The sequence below is a fragment of the Streptomyces atratus genome (assembly GCF_014648655.1).
Lineage (GTDB): Bacteria > Actinomycetota > Actinomycetes > Streptomycetales > Streptomycetaceae > Streptomyces > Streptomyces atratus.
This window is the reverse complement of the sequence record NZ_BMRN01000016.1, coordinates 107,938-130,495: the sequence shown is the minus strand read 5'-3', so window position 1 is coordinate 130,495 and position 22,558 is coordinate 107,938. Positions and strand designations below refer to the sequence as shown.

14 protein-coding genes and 2 pseudogenes are annotated in these 22,558 nt (G+C 70.0%); 6 read left to right on the top strand and 10 right to left on the bottom strand.

Translation table 11 applies throughout. The annotated features are described in order from the left end of the window. Positions 1 to 310 precede the first annotated feature (310 nt). Positions 311 to 3,931 (top strand): WD40 repeat domain-containing protein, encoded by a 3,621-nt coding sequence (locus tag IEZ15_RS24830; RefSeq protein WP_189279420.1) that lies wholly within the window; start codon positions 311 to 313, stop codon positions 3,929 to 3,931. Positions 3,932 to 4,116: 185 nt separating this feature from the next. On the opposite strand, the gene IEZ15_RS24825 is transcribed toward IEZ15_RS24830, so the two are convergent. Beyond that, the gene (locus IEZ15_RS24825; RefSeq protein ID WP_114247756.1) at positions 4,117 to 4,899 is read right to left on the bottom strand and encodes an isoprenyl transferase; all 783 of its coding nucleotides are present in this window, start codon (positions 4,897 to 4,899) and stop codon (positions 4,117 to 4,119) included. A 260-nt stretch (positions 4,900 to 5,159) separates the two neighbouring features. Here IEZ15_RS24825 and IEZ15_RS24820 point away from each other — a divergent pair, with 260 nt between their 5' ends. Further along, a complete protein-coding gene (locus IEZ15_RS24820; protein ID WP_189279419.1) occupies positions 5,160 to 5,612 on the top strand; it encodes a hypothetical protein in 453 nt (150 codons plus the stop codon). A 394-nt stretch (positions 5,613 to 6,006) separates the two neighbouring features. Here IEZ15_RS24820 and IEZ15_RS24810 read toward each other — a convergent pair whose 3' ends face one another. Genes IEZ15_RS24810 through IEZ15_RS24785 form a run of 6 tightly spaced genes read right to left on the bottom strand, consistent with a single transcriptional unit; the run spans position 6,007 to position 17,023 of the window. Then, entirely contained in the window at positions 6,007 to 6,567 is a 561-nt protein-coding gene (locus IEZ15_RS24810; protein WP_189279418.1) for an AAA family ATPase, read from the bottom strand. Further along, positions 6,564 to 8,696 carry a YehQ family protein gene (locus IEZ15_RS24805; RefSeq protein WP_189279417.1) on the bottom strand — a complete coding sequence of 711 codons (2,133 nt, stop codon included), beginning with the start codon at positions 8,694 to 8,696 and terminating at the stop codon, positions 6,564 to 6,566. Before IEZ15_RS24805 ends, IEZ15_RS24810 begins: the two co-directional genes overlap by 4 nt. Continuing rightward, positions 8,693 to 9,886, bottom strand: a complete 1,194-nt coding sequence (locus tag IEZ15_RS24800; protein WP_189279416.1) for a VWA domain-containing protein — start codon at positions 9,884 to 9,886, stop codon at positions 8,693 to 8,695. The genes IEZ15_RS24805 and IEZ15_RS24800 overlap by 4 nt, the downstream gene beginning before the upstream one ends. Then, entirely contained in the window at positions 9,883 to 12,243 is a 2,361-nt protein-coding gene (locus IEZ15_RS24795) for a DUF5682 family protein (protein WP_189279415.1), read from the bottom strand. Before IEZ15_RS24795 ends, IEZ15_RS24800 begins: the two co-directional genes overlap by 4 nt. Continuing rightward, on the bottom strand, positions 12,243 to 13,379 hold the full coding sequence (locus tag IEZ15_RS24790) for an AAA family ATPase (protein ID WP_114247762.1): 1,137 nt from the start codon (positions 13,377 to 13,379) through the stop codon (positions 12,243 to 12,245). The genes IEZ15_RS24795 and IEZ15_RS24790 overlap by 1 nt, the downstream gene beginning before the upstream one ends. Then, positions 13,376 to 17,023, bottom strand: a complete 3,648-nt coding sequence (locus IEZ15_RS24785) for a DUF4132 domain-containing protein (protein ID WP_189279414.1) — start codon at positions 17,021 to 17,023, stop codon at positions 13,376 to 13,378. Before IEZ15_RS24785 ends, IEZ15_RS24790 begins: the two co-directional genes overlap by 4 nt. Positions 17,024 to 17,967: 944 nt before the next feature. Here IEZ15_RS24785 and IEZ15_RS24780 point away from each other — a divergent pair. Next, positions 17,968 to 18,545: pseudogene (locus IEZ15_RS24780) on the top strand (DUF1062 domain-containing protein). Positions 18,546 to 18,909: 364 nt separating this feature from the next. On the opposite strand, the pseudogene IEZ15_RS24775 reads toward IEZ15_RS24780, so the two are convergent. After that, positions 18,910 to 19,374, bottom strand: a pseudogene (locus tag IEZ15_RS24775) (Scr1 family TA system antitoxin-like transcriptional regulator); the annotation flags it as partial. Positions 19,375 to 19,426: 52 nt separating this feature from the next. Here IEZ15_RS24775 and IEZ15_RS24770 point away from each other — a divergent pair. Beyond that, on the top strand, positions 19,427 to 20,173 hold the full coding sequence (locus IEZ15_RS24770) for a class I SAM-dependent methyltransferase (protein WP_189279413.1): 747 nt from the start codon (positions 19,427 to 19,429) through the stop codon (positions 20,171 to 20,173). Between the two features lie 121 nt (positions 20,174 to 20,294). Here the strand turns inward: IEZ15_RS24770 and IEZ15_RS24765 are convergent, their stop codons facing one another. Both IEZ15_RS24765 and IEZ15_RS24760 read right to left on the bottom strand, forming a co-directional pair. Next, positions 20,295 to 20,735 carry a hypothetical protein gene (locus IEZ15_RS24765; RefSeq protein WP_189279412.1) on the bottom strand — a complete coding sequence of 147 codons (441 nt, stop codon included), beginning with the start codon at positions 20,733 to 20,735 and terminating at the stop codon, positions 20,295 to 20,297. Then, positions 20,729 to 21,187, bottom strand: a complete 459-nt coding sequence (locus tag IEZ15_RS24760) for an ATP-binding protein (protein ID WP_114247767.1) — start codon at positions 21,185 to 21,187, stop codon at positions 20,729 to 20,731. The genes IEZ15_RS24765 and IEZ15_RS24760 overlap by 7 nt, the downstream gene beginning before the upstream one ends. A gap of 207 nt (positions 21,188 to 21,394) precedes the next feature. Here IEZ15_RS24760 and IEZ15_RS24755 point away from each other — a divergent pair, with 207 nt between their 5' ends. Further along, on the top strand, positions 21,395 to 22,255 hold the full coding sequence (locus tag IEZ15_RS24755) for a Sco1979 family transcriptional regulator (protein WP_114247768.1): 861 nt from the start codon (positions 21,395 to 21,397) through the stop codon (positions 22,253 to 22,255). Next, positions 22,255 to 22,491 (top strand): DUF397 domain-containing protein, encoded by a 237-nt coding sequence (locus IEZ15_RS24750; protein WP_093896218.1) that lies wholly within the window; start codon positions 22,255 to 22,257, stop codon positions 22,489 to 22,491. Before IEZ15_RS24755 ends, IEZ15_RS24750 begins: the two co-directional genes overlap by 1 nt. Positions 22,492 to 22,558 lie beyond the last annotated feature (67 nt).

Genomic DNA, 22,558 nt, shown 5'->3' with positions numbered 1-22,558 from the left:
GGCTGACTCCGGCATGGCTCGACGGGTGGGACAGGTCGAGTCCAGCCGCCGAGGAATTGATGCGCAGTCCCCGTTGCGGGGCCCAATCAATTCCCGACAGGACGCCGAACAGCAGTAACGCCGGCCGGATAGGGTCGTGGGGCTGACGGGGGACGCGACCGGTGGTTGTGGGGCGCGCATCGCACGACGGGGGGAGCCACCGATGGGGCGCCGGGAGAAGCCGCTCGACCCGGCTGCGGGCGCCGCTCCACGCCTCGCATACGAGCTGCGGAAGTTGCGTGGGGAAGCGGGCGGGCCTACATATCGGGCGATGGCCGAGCGCGTCGGATTCTCGGCCCCGACCCTGTCCGCCGCCGCCTCCGGTGAGCGAGTGCCGACTCTGCCCGTGCTGCTTGCTTATGTGCGGGCCTGCGGTGGCGACGAGGCCGACTGGGGGCCGCGTTGGCGCGAGGCAACCGCGGACGCTGCCGAGGAAGCCGAGGCCGTGGAGGAGGTGGCGGCCTCCCCCTACAAGGGCCTGGCCCGGTTTGAGCCCGACGACCGAGATACCTATTTCGGGCGCGGCGAACTTGTTGCGGAACTCGCTGCCTCCATCGCCCGCCACCGCATCGTCGCTCTGGTGGGCGGCTCTGGAAGCGGCAAGTCGTCCCTGCTGCGCGCGGGGCTCGTCCCAGCCCTGCGCGACGAAGAGGACCCGCGGCGCAGACCCGCCGTCGTCCGTGTCATCACCCCGTCGGATCGCCCCGATCCCTCCCTGCTCGCACCGGTCGCTGCTCAAAAGGGCGACACGATCGTCCTGATCGACCAGTTCGAGGAGTTGTTCACGCTCTGCCACGACAACTCCGCCCGCGCCCGGTTCGTCGACGCGCTGCTCGCAGCCCGCGCCCGCGAGAGCCGACTGCGCGTTGTCATCTCCGTACGCGCGGACTTCTACGGCCGCTGCGCCGAGCACGGTCCGCTCGCCGACGCCTTACGATCTGCCACGCTCCTCGTCGGCCCGATGACGTCCGCCCAGCTCAGGGAGGCCGTCATCGGGCCGGCACAGCGCGACCATCTGATCGTGGAGAGGGCGTTGACCGCCCGCATCGTTGCCGACGTCGAAAGGCAGCCGGGTGGTCTGCCGCTGATGGCACACGCCCTCCTCGAAGTCTGGCGCCGACGCCGTGGCAAGACGCTCACCGAGCAGGCGTACGACGCGATCGGTGGAGTGCGCGGCGCGATCGCCCACACCGCCGAGGCGGTGTACACCCGATTCACCGACGAGCAGGCTGCGGTTGCCCGCCGGCTGCTGCTGCGTATGGTTTCCCCGGGTGATGGCACACAGGACACCCGCCGGCCCGTGGAACGTTCCGAACTTTCACCGGCGCTCGCCGAGTCGGCAGTCCTGGAGGAACTGGTGCGGGCCCGATTGCTCACCATCGACGGTGCCACGGTCGACCTCGCCCACGAAGCTCTGCTCACTGCCTGGCCGCGGCTGCGCGGCTGGATCGAGGCCGACCGAGAACGGCTGCGCCTGCATCGGGCGTTGACGGAGGCGGCCCGTGCGTGGGAGGCGCTGGATCGGGACCCCGGGGCGCTGTTTCGGGGCGTACGACTCTCGGCGGCCCGTGAGGCGTTCGGCGATCCGGACAAGGCGGCGCGGGGGCACGAGAGAGCTACCGATGAGCTGACGGCCCTGGAAGGCGACTTTTACCTCGCGAGCCTGACCGCCCACGAGCAGGCGCTTCGGACACGCATGCGTGGTGCCCGCCGACGCCGCACTCTGATCGCAGCCCTGGCCCTGCTGACCTGCCTGGCAGCCGTAGCGGGCACGGCGGCCTGGCAGCAGAGCCGCATCAGCGACCGCCGCCGCGACGAGGCCGAGGCCCGCCGCATCGCCGGTGTCGCCACAGCCCTGCGCGCATCAGACCCGCACCTGGCCATGCAATTGAGTGTGGCCTCCTGGCGGATTGCCGACCTGCCGGAAACCCGCGGGGCGGTGCGAGGCGCCGCCGCCCAGCGCGAGCAGTCGTCGTTCACACCGCGCGACGGCACGGGCGACCTGCAATCGCAGGGCCGGCTCAGCTCGGACGGCCGGATCCTGACAAAGGTCGGCAGGGACCGCGTGAATCAGTGGGATGCACGCACCGGCCGCTCGCTCGGCGCGGTCAAGATCCCAGGCGACGCCTTCGCGTCAGTCCTCACCGTCAGCGGCGACGCCGGGCAGGTCGCGTACCTCGACAGCCGGGGCACCGTCGTTGTGCGGGACCTGCGCGACGGGCAGCGGTCGCAGCGAATCGGCGATCTTCAGGGGGACCATCCAGAAGCCGAGTTCGGCCCCGATGGGCGGCTCCTCATCACCGAGGACGAGGACGGGGAGCAGAGCAGAGCCAGGGTGCAGGTGTGGGACGTGGAGACGGGCCGGGTCGTGTTCACGGTGGGAGCACGCCAGGGTGACGGCCCGATCGCCCGGCTGAGCCCGGACGGGAAGCTCTTGGCCGCCTGCGCATACGAGGGCGCCCGACTGTCTGTCTGGGACATCAAGTCGAAGCGCCGGCTGCCCGCGCCCTGGACCCGCGAGGCGGATCGCGAACTGTGCGACAACGGCGCCCGATTCATGTTCTTGCCCGACAGCCGCGCCGTCGCCGTCGGGGTGGAAGGCGGAGTCCGAACCTGGGATGTACGGGACGGCCGGGAGCGCCCTGTGATCAAGACGGGTGGCAAGGACAGGCCGGAGGTGTCGTTCAGCACCGACGGGGTATACGCCGTCACCCTCCAAGGCGGCATCGCCCTGTGGCACACCGCGCGCCCGAACCACCCACTGACGACCTACACACCGGAAGCGTCCGACGCCATCGAGCCACGGATCAATCCGGCAGACGGAGTGCTGCGCTTCGTCGTCGGCGGAACGAACACCGTGAAGACGCTCGACGTCCGCGCCGTACTGGAGACTCCCGGATCGGGGCGGCAAGAGCAGCCCTACCAACAGGCCGAGTTCAGCCCGGACGGACACACGGCCGTGACGACACAGCGACACGGCCAGGATTGGGAGTTCCAGCTGCACGAACGAGGCGGCAGGACGATCCTCCTTCCGGGCCGGGCACGCGGGGATGCAGCACCCCACGTCGCCTTCTCGCCGGACGGCCGTACCGTCGCATACGGAGACTCCGAAGTTCGCCTGTGGAACGTGGATCACCGGCGCGAGACCGCGCGAATCAAGGTGCCGGAACTGATCTGGACCATCGCCGTGGGCTCGGACGGCGCGTCCCTGCTTTTCGCCACCTCCCGGCCGATCGGCGGGCAGAACGACGCCCCGAGCGTCGTCGAGGTGTGGCGGGCCTCCGAGCAGGCCAGACACCGTCTCCTGCGCAAGCAGACGGAGACGTTCTCCGCGTTCCTGACACCGGACGCGACCGCTCTGCTCACGTCGAACGGCGATCGATACGACCTGGACACCGGCCGCAAATTCACCGGCCTGCACGGCGAGGACACGCTGCAGTCTGCGCGGTTCAGCCGGGACGGAAACCACCTGGCGGTCAGCACCCTTCAGGGCCGGGTCACGTTCTGGGACCGCCTCGGCCAACACCGGATCGCGATCCTCGCACCGTCGAACCACGACGGGCGACACGAGTCGCCGGCCGTCGCCTTCTCGGCCGACGGCGCGTTCGTTGCGGTCGGAACCCAAGACGATTCCGTACGAGTCTGGGAAACCGCCTCGCCCGGCACCCCGGGCACGCTCATCCAGATCGACGAGGGCCGAATCCTCGGGCTCGGATTCACCGACAACAGCGACACTCTGCGGATCGCGACCTCGAACGGCATACACCGGGAAATCGGCGTGCTCGACCCGCAACGGGCCGCGCGACGGGTGTGCGAACGAGTCGGGGGCGGACTCGGGAGGGAACAGTGGGACGCCTATCTCCCGAAGATCCCCTACCGGGAGACCTGCTAGACCCTGCAGGGCCTAACGTGCGTCGGCGATCGGTTTGCCCTCGTGGGCGCGTCGTTGCTGATGCTGATGGCGAAGTCCCGGCACAAGAAGACCGAGAGTGTGCGCCGCTACTTCAAGCCGTCTTCAGAGGCGACCGCGAAGCTCACCGGCCCGCTCGCCCCGGTGATGCCCGGCGCTGAAGACGGTCATTTACCGAATCGCCGTTCGCGACTCGCGTACGAGCGAAGTGCGCGCAGGAAGTCCACGTGACGGAACGCCGGCCAGTAGCAGTCCACCCAGTGCATCTCGGCGTACGCGGACTGCCAGAGCAGGAAGCCGGACAGCCGCTGCTCGCCGGAGGTTCGGATGATGAAGTCGGTGCGGTCGGTGGTTGGCGAGTACAGATGCCGGGAGATGTCCTCGATCTCGAACCGCTCGACCAGTTCGGCCGGGTCGCCACCGGCCGCAATGTGTTCCTTGAAGGCGCTCTTCACTGCATCGACGATCTCCCGTCGGCCGCCGTAGCCGACCGCGACGTCCACCTTGAGCCCGCCGCGCCCGGCCGTCGCGGCGGCGGCCTGCTTGAGTACCCGGGCGCTGACGCCGGGCAGCATGTCGAGCGAGCCGATCACCTGGACCTCCCAGGGACGGCCTACGGCCGTGATGTCCCGGACGGTCTCTTCGATGATCTCGATCAGCGGGCCGAGCTGTTCGGCAGGGCGCCCCAGGTTGTCGTCGGAGAGCATGAAGAGGGTCACGTGCTCGATTCCTGCGGCAGTACACCAGCCAAGGAACTCGGTCGCCTTGGCGCTGCCCGCCCGGTACCCCTCCCGGACGTCCGCGTGTCCCGCCTGTCGGGCCCAGCGCCGGTTGCCATCGAGCATGATTCCGACGTGCTGCGGGCGTGGCAGCCCTGCCAGGGTGGCGGCCAGTCGGCGCTCGTACACCGCCTCGATCGGCCGTCGGAGGAACAGCGGGAGCAGCTTCATGAACCATCTCCATTGCGTCGTGGAACCCCGGCGGACCCTACCAGGGGCTTCTTTGATTCGGCTCGTGCTCAATGGCCGGCGACGAGCGGGCCGGCCTGGTGGCGCGGGGCGCTATTCAGCGACGAAGCCCGGGGCGACCGTGTCGTAGCGGCGCGGCGGCTGCCATGCGAACACGTCGGCCCGGAGGAACCGGACGCGAGGACGCGGTGTGCGCACGCGCGATGTTGCGGTGCATCCGTGGTTCACGGTGGTATTCCGGCATGAGCAGAATCGCTGAGGTCATCGTGCTGGCGCAGGACGCGGACGAGGTCATGGAGCCACTGACGCGGCACGACGACACGCGCACCTGGAACGGCGCGTTCTCCGAGATGCGGCCCGGCGGAAACTGGGGGTTCGGCTGGGGTGCGGAGTTCGTGCGGATGCACAGCAGATCAGGGCTGCTGAAGCACCTGGAGTCCTTGCCGTGGCCCCGGCCGGAGACAGTGCAGGTCCTGATCCATGACGAGGAGGACGACTGTTTCGGGCTGTGGATGATCCACGAAGGCAAGCTGGTGGAGATACCCCTTCCGCGCACGCGGCGGGCCTACTGGTCCAGACCGCACGACGAAGCGTTCCCACCCGACCCCGGGATCCTGAACAGGACGGACAGTCACCCCATCGACTGGCCGGAGGAGATCGAAGGCGGCGACCAGTCCCGGCCTCCGGCCTGGTGAGGGCAATCAGGCTCGAAGCCAGATGACGACGGCTACCGCGGTCGAGGTGCCGAGGAAGACGTACCCGCGTTTGTCGTAGCGAGTCGCCACGGCCCGTGCGTGTTTGAACTTGTTGATGGTCCGCTCGACGGTGTTGCGTTTCTTGCACCGCTCTTCGTCGAAGGCCGGTGGCCGTCCGCCGCGCGATCCTTCGCGGAGGCGGGCGGCCTGGCTGTCGCTCTTCTCCGGGATCGGGCGCCGGACGCCGCGTCGCCACAGGTATTCGCGGCAGGCCCGTTGCCGTGGGCCTTGTCGGCGGCGAGGCTGTCCGGCTTGTTGCGGGGCCTGCCCTCCGGGCCGGGGGACGCGGATCTTCTCCAGGTCCGGTCTGAACCGGGTGTAGAGGTTGACCGACTCAGGGGATGGACGCCAGACCGGTCACCGACCGGATCGCCTCGACTGTCTCTTCGACCGTCTGCGCAGCGTTGTCGATCCAGGTTCCCTGCTGCCCGAGCTCGGAGCGCATCAGCTCATCCAGGGGCGACCAGTCCGTGGTCAAGACCTTCTCCCGCGCCTGGTTGCGCTGCCATGCGACCGCCGGGCCGGGAGCCAGGATGACGATGTGGAGCGGCACTGCCGCCAGCGTCGTGCGGTAGAAGTCAAGGTGGGCACGGCTGACCACCACATCATCGAGCACGGGGACGAAACTCGCCCGCGCGAAGCTGTCCGCCAGAAGGCACGCGTTGCGAGCTCGCAGAAAGATCTGCCGGTCGGCTTCCGCGTTTTCGGCAGGTGAGGGCCATTGCCCACCGCTGACGATCATCTGCTGGAGTGCGTCCACCTCAATATGGGCCGACATCCGGAGCCGGCCGGCCAGCGCAGCGGCCACTGTGGACTTCCCACTCCCCGGGATGCCGGTCAGCAGGACAGCACCGGCGGCCGACTCGCGGTCGATGGATACCGGATTCAAGCTCATACGATTTCTCCAGGCGCAGCGATCAGGGCCCTGAGAGTACGCGCTGCCCCGTGATCCGCCGAGCCGGCGACTACTTGATCCACCTTCGGCACCCGCCCCGGGACGGGTGCCGACGCGGCCACGAATTCCGTCTGAGAAGACCGGACTTCGCTGCTGACCAGGAGATGGAGCTGTGCTTCCAGCCACGCATCGCAACGGGCGGCGAGGCCCTCCTCGTTCGGCGCGGCGCCGTTGTCCAGGGCGTCGAGGAAGGCGCGCAGCAGGGTCGCGGCACGGGTCAGGCCGGTGTGTGACAGCGCGGTCGCCGCCTCGTCGATACGGGAACGGGCGGGGCTGTTCAGATGGCGCAGTCCGCTGTGCGGCACCGCCGACATGGCGGATATCGCCTCGTCCAGCACCGCCGTCAGCGGATCGGACGGACGGTGCACCGCCGCTGCCAACGCCGTGGAACCGTCACCGGGCGCGAGATCCGGCACGACCACCCCGGCAGGGGTGAGCACCGCGATCGGATCGATCCGGATTCCACCGCCGGAGCGGTGCACCGAACCACTGACGTGCGTGGCGCCGCCCTCCAGCGCGTCGGCCAGGGCGTACAACGCACCGGGGCACTCCGGCCGGTGGCCCGACGTCACCAGCGCGGGGGTCCCTGAGACATCGCGCACGACGGCTTCGAGGCGCTGCTCGCCGGGGTCGTAACCGACGCTCTCCACCTCTGACAGGGCGACGACATGGACCGCCTCCGCCTCGATCCGCGGCCGGATCAGCCGGGGTGCCCTGCCCTCCCAGCCCGCCGTCAGCGCGGACAGATCCCGTACGAGCAACGGTTCCGGAAGCTCCGTCCAGGCGGCGCCGACGGGCGTGATGGTCGTCGTGCCCAGTCGGCCCCGGGCGACCGTCAGCGCGCGGCTCGGCGTGCGCCGCACGCTCTCGCTGACCAGGTTTCCGGCGGCCAGTGAGCTCAGGGGCGTGGCGAGGACGCGGCGGGTGGACAGCAGGTGGCCGGTGAGCTCCTTGCCCTCGGCAGCCGTCCAGGTCTTTCGCAGGACGAGGACGGTGCCCGCACCGGGATGAGCGAAATACACCTCGCAGATCAGGGACTGCGGTGTGCCGTGTACACGGCAGCCGAGCGAGGTGAGCCGGACCCGGCGCAGCGGGGTGTCCCCGGCCTCGAGGGTACCCAGTACACCGGGGAGTGTGGCGGCCCGCCTACGCGCGTACAACTCGGTGACCAGGGCGGCGACCAGCTCCGGGCGGTAATGGGCGTTGCGGTCGGCGTACGCCGTGAGCTGGTCCGTCAACTCGGCGAGCGCACCCGCGGGCCAGTGCAGCGACTCGGCGGTCAGCCCGGCACCGGCCCGTGCCAGGGCTCCGCCATGGACCGGTCCGACATGGGCCACGCCCTCCGCCAGCAGTTCACCCGCCAACCCGACGGCCGCGTCGAGTACGGGCCCGGCCGCGGACGGGGCGGTGGCGCGTCCGCCGACCTGGACGGGGGCGGACCGCTCGTCGGTCCCCGCTGCGTCGGCGGCCCGGAACGCCCAGACCGCGAGCGCCACCACCTCGCCGCGCAGCGAGGCTGCCGCATCCGTCAGCGCGTACGCGATCTCGCCGGGGACCGGGAACCGCACCGTGCAGGTGGGGAGTTCGACCCGGGGCTCGGGGTGGTCCGGGGACGGACGGTGAACAACGGCGGCGTAACCCCGCTCGAAGGTGCGGCGGGCCACGGCGAGCGGACGGGCGCCGACGGCTTCGGCCAGGGCCGCGTCGTCGGTGCTGCCGGGGGACCAGTCGGCGACGGGGACGGGGGCGCCGCCGTCCGTTCGGGCCTCGGCCCGGCGCTGATAGGCCAGCACCAGGGCGATGAGGTGGCGGCACACGCCCGGTGCGACGCAACTGCACTCGCCGTCGTCCAGACCCTTGCCGGGCGGCAGCGCCGTGGTGGTGCCGTCACCGAAGCGGGCTCGCACTGTGGTGTCCGGGTCGGTCGTCAGAGCGGGAACCGTGCCCGCGTCCAGCTCCTTCGTGGCCCGTTTGACCAGGCCGCGGTTGGCCAGTGCCGCGAGCGTGTCCGCAGTGAGGGCGAGCAGATCGGGGCGTGCGGCGACGGCGCCGCTCGTTGTGTCGGTCATCGTCCCAGCCTCTCGGCGACGAACTCGGCAAGGCGGCCCGGTGTCATCGCTCCAATGTGTGCCCCGGCCGCGGCGAGCCGTCCGGCCAGCTCACGGTCGTATTCGGGGTTGGCGTCCTCGTCGAGCGCGGCCAGCCCCAGCACGGTGCTGCCCTGCTCCACCAGCGCACGCACCGTGCGCAGCAGCCGGTAGGGGTCGCCGCCCTCGTAGAAGTCGGTGATCAGCGCGACGATCGTGCGCCGCGGATTCTCCACCAGACCCGCGCCGTACTCCACGGCCCGAGCGATGTCGGTGCCGCCGCCCAACTGGACCCGCATCAGCAGTTCCACCGGGTCCGTCACATCCGAGGTCAGGTCCACCACCTGGGTGTCGAAGGCGACGAGGTGCGTCTTGAGGCCGGGCAGGCCCCACAGACACGCGGCGGTCACCGCCGAGTGGATCACCGATCCGGCCATCGAGCCCGACTGGTCCACCAGCAGGATCAGTTGCCACTGCGTCACATGGCGTTGGGTACGGGAGTGGAAGTGGGCGCGCTCGATCAGAAGACGCCGCTCGCCCGGCTGGTAGTGGGCGAGGTTGGCCCGTACGGTCTGCCGGAAGTCGAAGTCCCTCGCCAGCGGCACCCGGCTGGGTTTACGGGAGCGGGTGCCGTGGAACGCCCGGCGGATCTCCGGCCTGAGCTTGGCCAGGAGCTGTTTCACCACCGACTCGACGATGCGTCGGGCCAATCGCAGCACCTGCGGGTTCATCAGATGCTTGGTACGCAGCACCGCCCGCAGCAGGGTGGGGCTCGGCTCGACGCGCTCCAGCACCGCGGGGTCGGTGACGATCTCCTGGATGCCGTACCGCTCGACGGCGTCCCGCTCCAGGCGCTCGATGGTTTCCTTGGGGAAGAGCCGGTGGATGTCGTCGAGCCAGTCGACCGCGGTCACGGCGGACGGGCCGTCACCTCCCGTACGGGAGGTGGTGCCGGAGCGGCGCACACCACGTCTGGCGAGGTCGGGGTCGCGGCCGTAGAGCCAGTCGAGTGCGGCATCCCGGCCGGCGTCGCCCGGCCCCAGCGGTCCGGTGTGCCGTTCGGCGGCGGAACCGAGGACCAGCCGCCAGCGTTCCAGCCCGGCGTCGGGAGCCGTGTCGGCTCCTTCCCCGGGCGTGGGTGCCCGGCCGGGTACGTGTTCGGGCGTGGTCATGGGGTGGCTCCCAGTTCATAGCGGGCCAGCAGTCGGGACACGGACTCCTCCAGGGAGCGGGCCCGGGCGATCAGCAGCGGGTCCTCGGTGGTCCGCAGCAGGGAACGCGACGAGCCGCGCACCCCGCGCCGTTCCAACAGGCGACCGGCGATCCGGTCGCGTTCGCGCGGCGGAAAGAATGCGAAGGCCTGGCGCAGAGCGGGCAGACCCGACAGGAATTCGTTGTCGGGCAGCGCGCAGACCAGGCTGTCCAGCACATCGATCAGCGACTCCGCGCCACCGCCGCGCTCGTTCCCACCCTTGTTCCGCACCGCGCCCGTCACCTCTTCGCGGGCGAGCGCGAACAGTCCGGCCAGCCAGTCGCCGAGCGCATCAGTGCCGGCCGTCACGACCGTACGTACCGCCTCGGCCGGGTCCCCGGAGGTGTCCGGGGCCTGCGTCAGGTTCCGGTGCAGTCCGAACGCGGCCCCGCGCAGATCGATCGGTGTCTCCGGATCGCCGCTGATCCGCCACGCGATCGCGGCCGCCGTCTCCCGCGGGACGGAGAGCAACTCCGGCGCGTGCAGCAGGGCGTCGCGCACCGCGACCACGGCCCGCAGACGAGGGAAGTCCACCCCCGACGCACCGCGCGCCCCCTCCAGAAGCCACAGCAGCCGACCCGTCGCCCCGTCGATCACAGCGGCGAGCAGCGGACCGTGCGCCACCCCGAACACTCGGTCGTGCCGCCACAGCCCCAGGGCCGTGGAGAGTATGTCTCCGAGCGATCCTGCGTCCTTCAACTCACCTACGCCGGCGGCAAGTTCTCCGAGCAACTGCTCGGAGCACCCGTCCATCCCGCACAGCACGGCGTCGAACAGGGCCCGGGCCAGGCCATCGGCCCCGGCCGCGGCGTCCTGCGTGCGCTCGGTGAGCGTGGCCGCCGCCGCCTCCGACAGGGTCGCGCCGTAGGCCCCCGCCTCCACCAGCGCGGCCTCGCGCCCCGAGAAGGACTGCGCCTCCCAGCGTTCGGTGAAGACCGGGTCGATTCCGTGCTCGGGACCGGCCGTCCGCCCGTGACCGGGAATCCTCAGCACCCGCAGCCGGTGCAGCACCCGGCTGCGCTCCAGGTCGGTGGCGTCCGTGAGATCGAGGCGGTACGAGGCCTCGGGGCCGCCGTCGAGCGCCAGCGCGGCCAGCTGCGCCGCCACATCGTGAACCAGTGGCGGCGTTGGAGTGCGGGGATGGAGTTGCCCGGTACGCTCGCCGCTGCAGGCCGCCACCATCTCGACGACCGCAGGATGGGCCCCCGGCGTCAGCGTGCCCCGGCTCGTCCACGGAAGCGGGCGGTCCAGGTCGTCCGTGATCAGGGCGCCCGCGAGACCGTCCAGCACATCGATCCTGGCGGGGCGCGGATGGCCGCGCAGCGCCGTGAGCCCCTGGGCCAGACTTCGCGCGGCGATCAGATCGGCGGTGGACACCGGGAATCCACGCGCCCGCAGCCGCTCGACGACCACGCGCAGCAAGCCGTCCGCCGCGGCCTCGGGGCCCGCCTCCCACACCTGCTGGTAGTAGCCGGGAGACGGCATCCCCGACTGGTACCCGGCAAAGGCGTCCAACTGCCGGAAGGAGTAGGGCACGAGGAAACTCCCGGCCATGGCCCCGTCCGGCGGGGCGGGCACCTTTGGCCACCCGTCCGCCCCCCGCTCCCAGCCGTCGCCGCCGGCAGCGCTCTGCCCGCCGGATCCGGTGAGAGCCCGGAGCGCGGGCTGGTGGAAGCCGCCGGTGACCACCAGCACCGGCCGGTCCCCGGCCTTGGCGACCGCCGCCCGGACCCACGTCGCCATGTACGTTTCGCGCGCCCGGTCGCAGGCATCGGCTTCCGCGTCCCCGCGCACCAGCGCGAAGTACGCGTCGAGCCGTTCGGCGAGACCGTCGTCGGGCTCGACCTCGAAAAGGCGGTCCCACAGGGCGTCCGAGGAGTCCACCGCGAAGTGCCGGCACAGCCGCTGTGTCGCCTCCGCGTAGCGGACCTCCGCATCGGCATAGCGGTTGGTGCGCTCGGCGAACGCCGGGTGCCAGGCCGGTAGATCGATGAAGCGGACCTCCGCCCCGGCCGCCCGCCCCGCCCGCAGCGCGACCCACTCGGGCGAGTAGTCGCAGAGCGGCGCCCAGGACGTCGCGGACCGCTGCCCGTCGCGGTAGTGGCTGAACACCGCGACCGGCAGCTCATGCCCGAGCAGCAACTCGTCCAGCCGTCCGTTCATCTCGGCCGGACCCTCGATCAGCACCTGGGCGGGCCGAAGCTCCTCGATGGTCCGCTCGACGAGCCGTGCGCAGGAGGGGGAGTGGTGACGAACCCCCAGGAACACCGCGGACATCAGTCGGCCAGCAGATGGCGTGCGTCGTACAGGGCCTTCCAAGCCGGGCTTCGACGGCGCGGCACCTGCTGTTCCAGATAGCGGCGCAGCCGGGCCAGGTCCTCCGGGCTGTCCTTGGCCGCCGTCCCCGCCAGACACGCCACCACATCGGCGGCACTGCCAGGCTCACCGCGCAGGAACCAGCCGCGAACGCCCACGGCATGGGCGACCGAGACGGCCTCCGCGGTACTCATCACCGCCGAAGGACGGTCCGAGCCCCCACCGGGTCCGCCCTTCTCGCCGGCCCCCGCACGCAGCTCCCGGAACGTACCGACCAGGACCTCCAGCACATCCCGGTCCGGTGGCGGCTCCACTCCCGAACGCCGCAGAAGAGTGGTCACCTCCGCCTCGACGAGCGCCAGTTCGGTGTCCAGGTCGGGGATCGGGAACACTGTCTCGAAGTTGAACCGCCGCTTGAGCGCCGCACTCATCTCATTGACGCCCCGGTCCCGGGTGTTGGCCGTCGCGATGACATTGAAGCCCTGCCGGGCGAAGACCATGCCATCCGGCCCTGTCAGCTCGGGGATCGCCACCACCCGCTCGGAGAGCAGCGACAACAGCGAGTCCTGCACCTCCAGCGGACAGCGGGTGATCTCCTCGAACCGCACGAGCCTGCCCTCTGCCATGCCGCGCAGCATCGGAGCCGGGACCAGCGAGCGGGTGGAGGGACCCTCGGCGACCAGCAGTGCGTAATTCCAGCCGTACTTGATCTGGTCCTCAGTGGTTGCCGCGCCACCCTGAACCGTCAGCGTCGAGTCACCGCTGACCGCGGCCGCGATCAGTTCGGACAGCAGCGACTTGGCGGTGCCCGGCTCCCCGACCAGCATCAGCCCACGACTTGTCGCCAGTGTCACCAGCGCCCGGTCCACCAATGAGGGATTGCCGACGAACTTCCGGCTGATACCCGCGTCCGGGTCACCGATGACGAAGCGGCGCGCAGCGCGCAGGCTCAACTCCCAGCCCGGCGGCCGCGGATCACGGTCGCCGGCCCGCAGCGCGGTCAGCTCCTCGGCGTACCGCACCTCTGCCGGTGGCCTCTGCACCGGTGCCGGACCGCCGTCCGGTGTCTCGAGGCGCGTCTCGTTCCGTACGGTCATGATGCGACGCCCTCGGTGAGTTCCGTCAGGTCGCCGAGGAGTTCGGATACGGTCACCGCGTCCAGGTCGGCGAAACGGAGCAGGTGGCTGCGACTGTCCCAGTGATCATTGGGCTGGCTGTCGAGCCAGACCGTTTCGAGGATCTGGTCGGGGAACATGTCGACCACCCCGACCGCGATGCCCTCGTCCAGCGCGATCACCAGGTAGCAGTCGTCGGTCAGCCTCTTGGAGATCCAGCGCTCCACTCCGGCGTCCTGCGGCACCCCGCGCTCCCAGCCCCGCCGCTCCAGCCCCAGGACCTTCCCGGTCGGCACCTTGAGCCCCTCGAACCTGGTGAGCCGGTAACCCGGCCTCTCCTCCTCGGACAGCTCGAACACGGTGCGTCCGAGCTGCGCGAACGGCTGAAGGATCTCGTAGTCGGCGAACACCTCGGACCAGGTGGTCAATTCCTCCCCGAGATGCAGCGGGTGCGCGAGCCGCACGGTAGCGTCGTCGGCCAGGGCGAAGACATCGTCCTCCGCGTCGGCGAACGTACGGTCCTCCGCGACCCGGAACGCCGTGCGCACGCCGTCGTCCGTCTCGCTCAGCCACACCAGTCGGCGTACCAGATGCCACAGCAGCGGATGACCGACGAACAGCTCCTGGAACTCCTGGGCCGTCCAGGAACGCCCGGTCACCATCGCGGCCTCGAGCCGGCGCACCTGGTCCGAGGCGATTGTCCGGACGTCCTTCTTGAGAGCCATGAACCGCTTGCGCTCCGCCGCGGCGAGCTCCGCCTCGTCCCGGGCGCCGGGCTGCGGCAGATCCTTGCGGCGCTTGCCGTCACCGTCCAGCACATAGGGCCGCAACTGCTCGTCGAAGCCGACCGTGAACGAACGGGTGCCGTAGTCGACGACCGTCGAACCCTCCGCGTCCAGACCGAAGTCCGGCACCAGACGGTCGGAGAGCTGTTCCCCGGTCAGCCCGAGCCCTGCGGCGACCTCGGCGATCTTCTCCTGGGCGCGTGCCTTCAGCGCCTTGAACTTCACCCGCTGCGAGATGCCGTGCAGATGCAGGAGCGCGACATCGGTGCCGATGGACGCCAGCACATCGAGGCCCTCCACCGCCCGATGGTGCGCGCCCTCACCGGGCCAGGACCGGATGACCGGTGTGAGCCGGCGGACCGTCTCGTCGTCGCCCAGCAGTCCCAGCGCGTGCAGCGCCCACGACTCCTTCGCGGGCAGATTGGCCAGCTGCCACTGCTCGAACAGGGCCCATGCGAACTCGGCGAGCGAAGCGGCATCGGCCGTCTCGACGAGCGAAGCGACCCCCGGGTACACCTCGCCGGGCTTCGACAGCGCAAGCATCGTCAGGGCGTGGCGCACCGACCGCACCGGCAGCGCACCGCCGGACCGGACCGTGATCTGGGGCAGCAGCGAGGGCTCGGCCCAGCCCGGCAGCACAGGCATCCTGGCGGGCAGCGCACGCTCCAGCGGGTCCGCGGACAGCAGCGCCTCCACCGCGGCAACCGTCTTTGGGCCGTACGACCGGGCGGCATCACGCACCGCGGTGTCGCCGTGCACCGCGGCGATCAGCGTCAGTGCCTGTTCGGCGGCGCGCCGTGCGGCGCCCGCCTTGCCCACGGCGTCCGGCACCAGGAGCGGGGCGGCCGCGACGCCGTGCCGGGTGAACCAGGAACGGGCGGTCGCCGCAGTGGACTTGAGCCGTGCAGCCCAGTCCGCCATGTGCCGGGCGACCTGCGCATCGACGAACGGGAGCAGCAGCGGCGCGAGCGCACCGGGCTGCCGGGGCACGGCGCGCAGCAGCAGTGGCAGCGCTGCGAGGCCGAAGCGGGCGGCGATCGGCTTGAAGGTGTCCTCGCCGTCCCACAGGTCGGTCGGATCCCAGGTGGCGAGCAGTGGGGCGACCAGTTCCTCGGGTCCGTGCACGAAGACCCAGGCCGGCCGTAGACCGCCCACGGCCAGGTCGTGATGCAGGGTGGCGGTGTCCTTCTCCCAGTCGCCGTTGCTGTGCCGGGCCGTGTACCAGGAGGAGCTGGCCGCCCATGCCGCCTGCTCCTCGGGCAGCCACTCCAGCGAGGGCTCGGACACCGCGGTCAGTCCCGTCACCACCGCGGCCTTGGCCTGGGTGCGGGGCCGGGACCACGGCGGCGTCGTCAGCACGGTGGGCAGGGCGTCCACGGGTGCGTCGGCGATCAGGTCCGCAGGGTTGAGCAGCGGTTCGACGATCTCCACGACCTCGGCGTCCAGCTCCCCGAGTGCGAGCGAGACCAGTTCCTGGTGGGCGCCGATATGACCGCGCAGCAGTTGCAGCGTCCGGCTGGACGACGCTGCCGAGCTGCCGCGAACCTCGGCGGCCAGCAGTCGCACCGCACGCACCGGATAGCGGCGCATGGCGTCGAGGAGAGCGGGGCGGACGTGCTTCGAGTCCGCGTGGGCGAGCAGAGCGAGGAAGGCCTCGTCGGTGGGAAGCTCGACCAGGGAGTTGGCAGCGAGCTTCACGCCGTCGGCGTAGTAGTGGTTGCCGTTGAGGGAGTCGGCCAGCAGCGGAGCGATCGCCGGGCCGATGCCCTCGGCGACCGTCGCGATGAACGCGACGCCGTCGGTGAAGTCCGGCCGGTAGGGGAACCGCGTCATCTGGTCGGCCGAGTTCAGTGAGCTGAACACCATGGTCCGCAGGGTGCGGTCCTGCTCCGCGCTCACTTCGGGATCCGCGCAGAGCTCGTCGACCCAGTCGGTCTCGCTCGGTACCAGATAGGAGACGATGATCTTGCGCAGTGCGTCGGTGCGGCACTTGGCCAGCACCTCGACCGTCGCCCGATAGGTCTCCTCGTCGGCCGCCGCGAGCAGCGCACGGACCCGGTCAATCGGCAATCGTCGGTCCCTCGCCCAGTACGAGTGGCGCGGGCGTGCGAGCGCCTCCAGCCGGGGCGCGCTCCGCCGGTGGCCGCTCTGGTGCCAGTCGGCGTCGACCGAGAACATCTCGACCGCAGCCCGGGCGGCGAACGGCAGACCGTAGCGCCCGGACCAGTGGTCCGCCCACGCGGAGTCGGGCACGGGAAGTCTGACGACCGAGGCCATAGCGACTGCTCCGACCGGCGAAGGGCTTCCGGCGACATGCGCCCGCAGATGGTCGGCCAGTCCGGCATCCGAACGCGGCGCGTTCACGAACTCCTGGATCCAGGCGGTCTCTTCGGTGATCCGGTCCTCGACCTTGCCGAGCGCCTCCTGCCGCGCCTTGCCGGGCACCCGGTGTACTCCGCCGCGCCGGGGGTGGAGCGTTCGCCGCCAGCTCGCGGGAAGAACAAAGGTGTCCTCGTCGGGCAGAGCAAGAGCGTCCGCTTCGGGAAGCCCAGAAGTGTCCCCTCCGGGAACCGCGCCCGGCGCGGTCGCAGTCGCTGCGGCAGCCCCTGTGGCCGTTGCGGTCCCCGCAGCCGACACCCCCACCTCGCGGTACCCCTTCTTCTCCTTCTCCGCGATCGTCTTGCGGACCTGCGCCGACGCGGCCTCGGCCGACGCGTACTCCTTCGTCTGCGTACGCCCGTCGCTCCCGCACCGCCCGTAGCGCACCGTCACCACGGCACCCTCGGCCTCGGTCTCCCAGAACTTCGAGGCGCTGCCCTCGACGTACTCCCAGCGACGCACAGTCCCGCCCCTTCACACCCGGACAGCCCGCCTGGCGCGGGCTTTTCGATCAGTGGTGCCACAGTAGAACGCACCACTGACAACGCAGCGTGACCGGGGTGTCGGACGAGTGAAGCGGCAGGTCAACCGCTGTGTGAAAGCTCTTCCCTGTGCACGGAGCGAGCGAATGACAGTCCCGAGACCAGCCGCTCCACCTCGTCGACCGCCGCACTCCCGAGCCGTTCCAGCTCATTGCCGGGCGAGCCCGCCGGATGCGGCGTCAGGAAGGCGCCCGGCAGGTCAAGAAGCCGGCCGTCCGGCCGCAGGGGTTTTGGATCGGTGACGTCGAGTACAGCGCTGGGCCTCGGTCACCGGCCCTGGCCGCGGACAGGTCTGGACAGACGACCTCGGATGCGGCCACGCCCTGAGCCCGGGACCAGACTTCCGGGACTGGTACACCCAGTGGCTGACCCGCACCCGCCGATAGAGCCGGCATCCACGTTCAGCTGTACGCGGCGTGGGTACGCCGGCAGCCCTGGCCTTCATTCCACAACTTGCCGCCTGCCGGCCGTCAGCACAGCGAGGTCCGGCACACCGAACCGCGCGCGGAGATCGAGGAACTCCGCAACCTTCCCTTCCACCGAACCGGCCCACATAGCCCGCGCAGCTCTCCGCGGACACGAACTTGAGCGGTGTGGTCTTGAGGAAAGGCCGACCGGCTCGCATGCCGGTCGGCCGTCCTCCCCAAGCCGCAGAACGGCGCCCGGTGAAGCAGGACGCGCGCTCGAAAACCAGTGGAGCAGCGTCGCTGTGCGCCATTACCGTGCTGCCGAGCCAAGTCGTCTAGTCAAGGACACGCCGTTGTACACCCTGTGAGACCTCCCGAGCGCTGATTCGTCGCGCGTCGCACATGTGCGCCGCGCTGCCTTTTGCTGCGGACTTCTCACTGAAACCGGTGTATTTCTGTGCTCAAAACCTGGATAGTTTTGCCCACCTGCCTGCCGCTCGTTCTCCGCCGTTGCCACGTGTGCGCGTCCGAGCGCTTCCGGGCAAGCGGTAAATTCCGCGTCAACGCGAACCACAAGCTCATCGACGCCTGGCTCCTCGCGCTCTGCACCGCTTGCGGGGAAACGGCAGAGCTCACGGTCCTGGAGCGGATGAATGTGCGCTCCGTACGACCTGAGCTGCTGGACCGGCTGCATGACAACGACCCTGGCCTGACAACCGAGCTGCTCCGGGATCCGGTCGTAAGGCGCCGCGACGTGGGCGGCTCGGGTCGAACCGCGCGGCCGGCCTGGCAGTCACCGTACGGTCCGCCGCCGCACCGGGCGCACCGCGGCCGGTGGGCGCCTGCGCCGGTGTTGGCCAGGTCTCGGTCCGCTTTGCGGCGCGGATACCTGTGCGGCCGGTGCGACTGATCGCCGAAGGTTTCGGCTTTTCGCGGGCCGAGGTCGAGAGACTGCTCGCCGAGGGGAACCTCGTGTTGACAGTCCGGCTGAGCGGCAAGCTCTCCGGCGACTTCACCTTCGCGCTCAAGTGCTGAGTCCTCCTCGGGACCAGGGGCCTGTCCGACACGGTCCGCCGGACAGGCCCTGACCAACCCGCTTGGTGGTGTGCCGATGGAAGCGTTCTCGTCGGCACACCAGCTGTCTGGAGTTCCCCGTTACACCAGCGCTGGAATTCGTCGTCGAGCTGGTGCTGGTCGGCCTTGCGGTCACGCGCAACCGCCGGTCCGCGCGGGCCAGCAGGGCCGGGGAGGGAGTGCCGTACTGCGGCTCGGCTTCGGCGGTGGTGTTCGTACGTGCGCGCATACGGCCCCGCCTCTCCGGCCGGTGGTCCGTCGGTGCCTTCGACGCTACGCAGCTGCTGGCCCTGCCATCAACGAAGTTGCGGAGAATTGCGGAGGTTCACTCCAGGGCGTCGATCGCGACCCGGACGAGCGCGCGGGCCGTATCCCCGTACACGGCCATCTCCGCGAGGCCGGCGAACACCTTCGCGCAGTCAGCCGGTTCGCGCGGCTGCGTCACCTTGATCTGCGCCGTCAGCGTCTCCACCACGGCCTGGACGTCGTCGTGGAGGTAGAACGCCTCCAGCGGCCACACGGTGCGCTGCGCGGTGAACGGGGTAATCCCGAGGGAGACGGACGCCAGGGGCATCACGGCCAGGAGGTGGCACAGCCGGCCCTTCATGGCGTCGGGGTCGGCGGTGCGGTAGCGCAGGACGGATTCCTCCATGAGGACGACATAGCGGTGGTCGCCCTCGCAGAGGAACCGGCAGCGGGCGATCCGGGCGGCGACCGCTTCGGAGACGTCGTCGGGGGTGCCCTGGAAGGTGGTGATCTGTTTCATGAGTGCGGTGGCGAAGTTGGGGGAAACGGCTTCAAAGTGCTGTGCCAGGCGCCTTCGAACCGCCGAGGATGGTCGCATGACGATCACTTCCCAGGCTTGTTCCTTCGACAAGGCCGCCGCCGGCTATGCCACAAACCGTCCTTCGTATCCGACCGCCCTGCTCGATGCGGTTGAGGAACTCGCCGACCGCCCCTTGAAAGGCGCCCTCGTCGCGGACGTCGGTGCCGGCACCGGACTGGCGACCGCCCTCCTCCATGCCCGGGGTGCGCGTGTCATCGCGGTGGAACCCGGCCTTGGAATGGCCTCCCAGTTCCGCCTCGGACTGCCCCATGTCCCCCTCGTACTCGGTGACGGCAACAACCTGCCGCTTGCCTCCGAGTCCATCGACATCCTTACCTATGCCCAAGCCTGGCACTGGACCGACCAGCGTAAATCCGTCCCGGAGGCCCTCCGAGTACTGAGCCCCGGCGGTGCACTCGCCCTCTGGTGGAACGACTCGGACAGCACTGTCCCCTGGATAGCCGACCAGGACTCCCGCCTGCGCCGCCTCTTCAGCGCCGAAGACGACGAGCCCGACCCGATGGCCCGATTCCGCGGCCTGTCGCCTCAACTCGGTTTCGTCACCCGGCAGATGGTGTGGACCAGGAGCGTCCCGCTCGATACCCATCTCGCGAACCTGGCCAGCTACTCCGACTTCCTTGTTCTCGGCAAGAACGCCACCAGGACATTCCTGTCTGCGGAGCGCGATCTCCTGACCGAAGTCTTCCCGAACGGCACGGTCGAGGAGCGCTACGTAGTCAGCCTGGCCGTTGCTGCCCGTTGACACCAGGCGGTCCAGCGAGCGGTCCTCCCAGAGCGAGCAAGGGCCTGAACTGCGGCGAGCCCCACGCCACTTGTCAAGGGGCGGGATTCCTGAGGGAACCTCGCCCCCTCTCAGGGCTGCGTCAGGGAGCGGAGACGGCCCGTGCACCGCCGGACGGTGCCCACGACGGCGTCACACCGGTGACCTGGCACACCATCAGGAAGAGCGGGATGGGCGGGGTGTACGGCGTGCGGTTGTCGGGCTGGTGGATCAGCCGGGGCCGTACCGCCGGAACGCAGGCCCCTTTCGCATAGGCGGCCTGCACGGGCCAGTCCAGATCGAGGTCGGAGCCCGCAGGCACGATCCACCACCAGCGGTCCGCATCCGCGAAGACGCAACCGGTGCGTGGCAGATGAGACATGAGCCGGAAGCCGTACCGGGACGGCACCCCCACCGCGTCGCAGCCCAGGCTCGCCGACAGTGCGGGCGGCAGCGGCAACTGCACTGTGCCCGTGGCGACGGCGCGCTGGGGCTCACGGGAGCGGCGCGCTGCGAGCAGATGGGACATTGCGTTCTTCAGCATGACCGCTCCGAGCCGTGCGGCAGTTCTGCCCAGACGATGCGGCCCGAGCCGTAGCCCGCGTCGCGAGAACCCCAGGAGCTGCTCATCGCGTCGACGAGCAGCAAGCCGCGTCCGTGCTCGTCATCGGCGGTGCGGCACAGCTGCGGCCCGCCGGGCTGGTGTCCTTGGTCCTGTACGGCTATGCGAAGCCGTCCGTCGAGGCAGTGCAGCTCGCACACGACACGAGCGCTCTCGGTGTGCACCACCGCGTTGGTGACCAGTTCCGAGACGATCAGGATCGCCGCCTCTTGAGCGTCCTCGTCCAGCCGCCACTCGTCGAGCCGAGCCCTCGTCAGCCGCCGTGCACCGGCAACCGACTCGGGGTGCGCAGGCAGCGCGAAGCAGTATCGGAGCGCTTCCGTCCCGGGGCTGAGGTCCATGAGCCGGGGGATAAGCGCACTGCCAGGTGCCACAACCGATTCCTCACAGTGGGGGCTGCGTCACACCCCGCGGTCCCACGTGAATGAGGGCGGCCGTGACTACGTGAACTGGTTCACTCACCAACTCTCCCCCTGTCGAGAACACTTGGCAAGGGGCACTCTGAAAATTTCAGAGTGCCTGTGTCTTGGGCGGCCTGCGCATGGCACACTGCTGGCAAACAGCGCATCGGGAGGTCTGAAGTGAGCGAACCGCGGTCCGCCCCGACCGTGGGTCAGGTCGTTCTCGGCAAGCGCCTGCAGGATCTGCGGGAGCGTGTCGGCCTGAGCCGTGACCAGGCTGCCAAGGTGCTGCGGGTCGCACCTGCGACGATACGCAGGATGGAGACCGCCGAGGTCGCTCTCAAGATCCCCTATGTCCAACTGCTGCTGAAGGCGTACGGGATCGCCGACGACGAGGCCGAGGCCTTCGTGGAGCTCGCCGAGGAGGCCAATAAACCCGGCTGGTGGCAGCGCTTCCACGATGTGCTGCCCGACTGGTTCAGCATGTACGTCAGCCTGGAGGGCGCCGCGAGCCTCCTGCGCATGTACGAGCCGCACTTCGTCCCCGGACTGCTGCAGACCGAGGACTATGCGCGCTCGGTGATGCGCACCGGAGCCGTCGGCCAGACCAGGCCCGAGGACATCGAGCGCCATGTGGCGCTGCGGATGGAGCGTCAGTCCCTGCTGACCAGGCCGGACTCCCCGAAGCTGTGGGTGGTGATGGACGAGACGGTGCTGCGCCGTCCTGTCGGCAGCGCCGACGCCATGCGCGGACAGATCGACCGGCTGCTCGAAGCGACCGAGATGCCGCATGTGACGCTGCAGATCGCAGAATTCTCGACCGGCCACCATCCGGGCACCTACGGCCCCTTCGTCCTCTTCCGCTTCGGCGTCCCTGAACTCCCCGACATGGTTTACAGCGAGTACCTGACCGGAGCCGTCTACTTCGACGCGCGCCCCGAGGTGGCCTCCTACCTCGAAGTCATGGACCGCATGGCGGCTCAGGCCGCAACTGCACAACGCACGAAGGAAATCCTCCGGGACTTCCGCAAGGAGCTGTGATGGAACCCATATACAACGGCATGCCGGCCGCCGAACTCGGCTCCGAGGGCTGGTACAAGCCGTGGAGCGGTGGGAACGGAGGCAATTGCGTCGAAGCCATGAAGCTGTCGGACGGCAGAGTCGCCGTGCGCCAGTCCGCCGATCCCGACGGCCCCGCCCTGATCTACTCCCACCGTGAGATCGCCGCCTTCATCCAGGGGGCCAAGTCCGGCCAGGCGGACTTCCTTCTCACCTGAATCCGCAGCGCCGAAGTCCCTCACCGCCCCACACTCTTGCTGTTCGCCGACCTCTGGACCCATGGAG

What these genes read in the sequence shown, in the direction of transcription:
- IEZ15_RS24795 (WP_189279415.1), bottom strand. Translation starts at nt 12,243, where the DNA reads ATGTCCGCGGTGTTCCTGGGGGTTCGTCACCACTCCCCCTCCTGCGCA.
- IEZ15_RS24750 (WP_093896218.1), top strand. Translation starts at nt 22,255, where the DNA reads ATGGAACCCATATACAACGGCATGCCGGCCGCCGAACTCGGCTCCGAG.
- IEZ15_RS24765 (WP_189279412.1), bottom strand. Translation starts at nt 20,735, where the DNA reads ATGCTGAAGAACGCAATGTCCCATCTGCTCGCAGCGCGCCGCTCCCGT.
- IEZ15_RS24770 (WP_189279413.1), top strand. Translation starts at nt 19,427, where the DNA reads ATGACGATCACTTCCCAGGCTTGTTCCTTCGACAAGGCCGCCGCCGGC.
- IEZ15_RS24825 (WP_114247756.1), bottom strand. Translation starts at nt 4,899, where the DNA reads ATGAAGCTGCTCCCGCTGTTCCTCCGACGGCCGATCGAGGCGGTGTAC.
- IEZ15_RS24800 (WP_189279416.1), bottom strand. Translation starts at nt 9,886, where the DNA reads ATGACCACGCCCGAACACGTACCCGGCCGGGCACCCACGCCCGGGGAA.
- IEZ15_RS24830 (WP_189279420.1), top strand. Translation starts at nt 311, where the DNA reads ATGGCCGAGCGCGTCGGATTCTCGGCCCCGACCCTGTCCGCCGCCGCC.
- IEZ15_RS24810 (WP_189279418.1), bottom strand. Translation starts at nt 6,567, where the DNA reads ATGAGCTTGAATCCGGTATCCATCGACCGCGAGTCGGCCGCCGGTGCT.
- IEZ15_RS24820 (WP_189279419.1), top strand. Translation starts at nt 5,160, where the DNA reads ATGAGCAGAATCGCTGAGGTCATCGTGCTGGCGCAGGACGCGGACGAG.
- IEZ15_RS24790 (WP_114247762.1), bottom strand. Translation starts at nt 13,379, where the DNA reads ATGACCGTACGGAACGAGACGCGCCTCGAGACACCGGACGGCGGTCCG.
- IEZ15_RS24805 (WP_189279417.1), bottom strand. Translation starts at nt 8,696, where the DNA reads ATGACCGACACAACGAGCGGCGCCGTCGCCGCACGCCCCGATCTGCTC.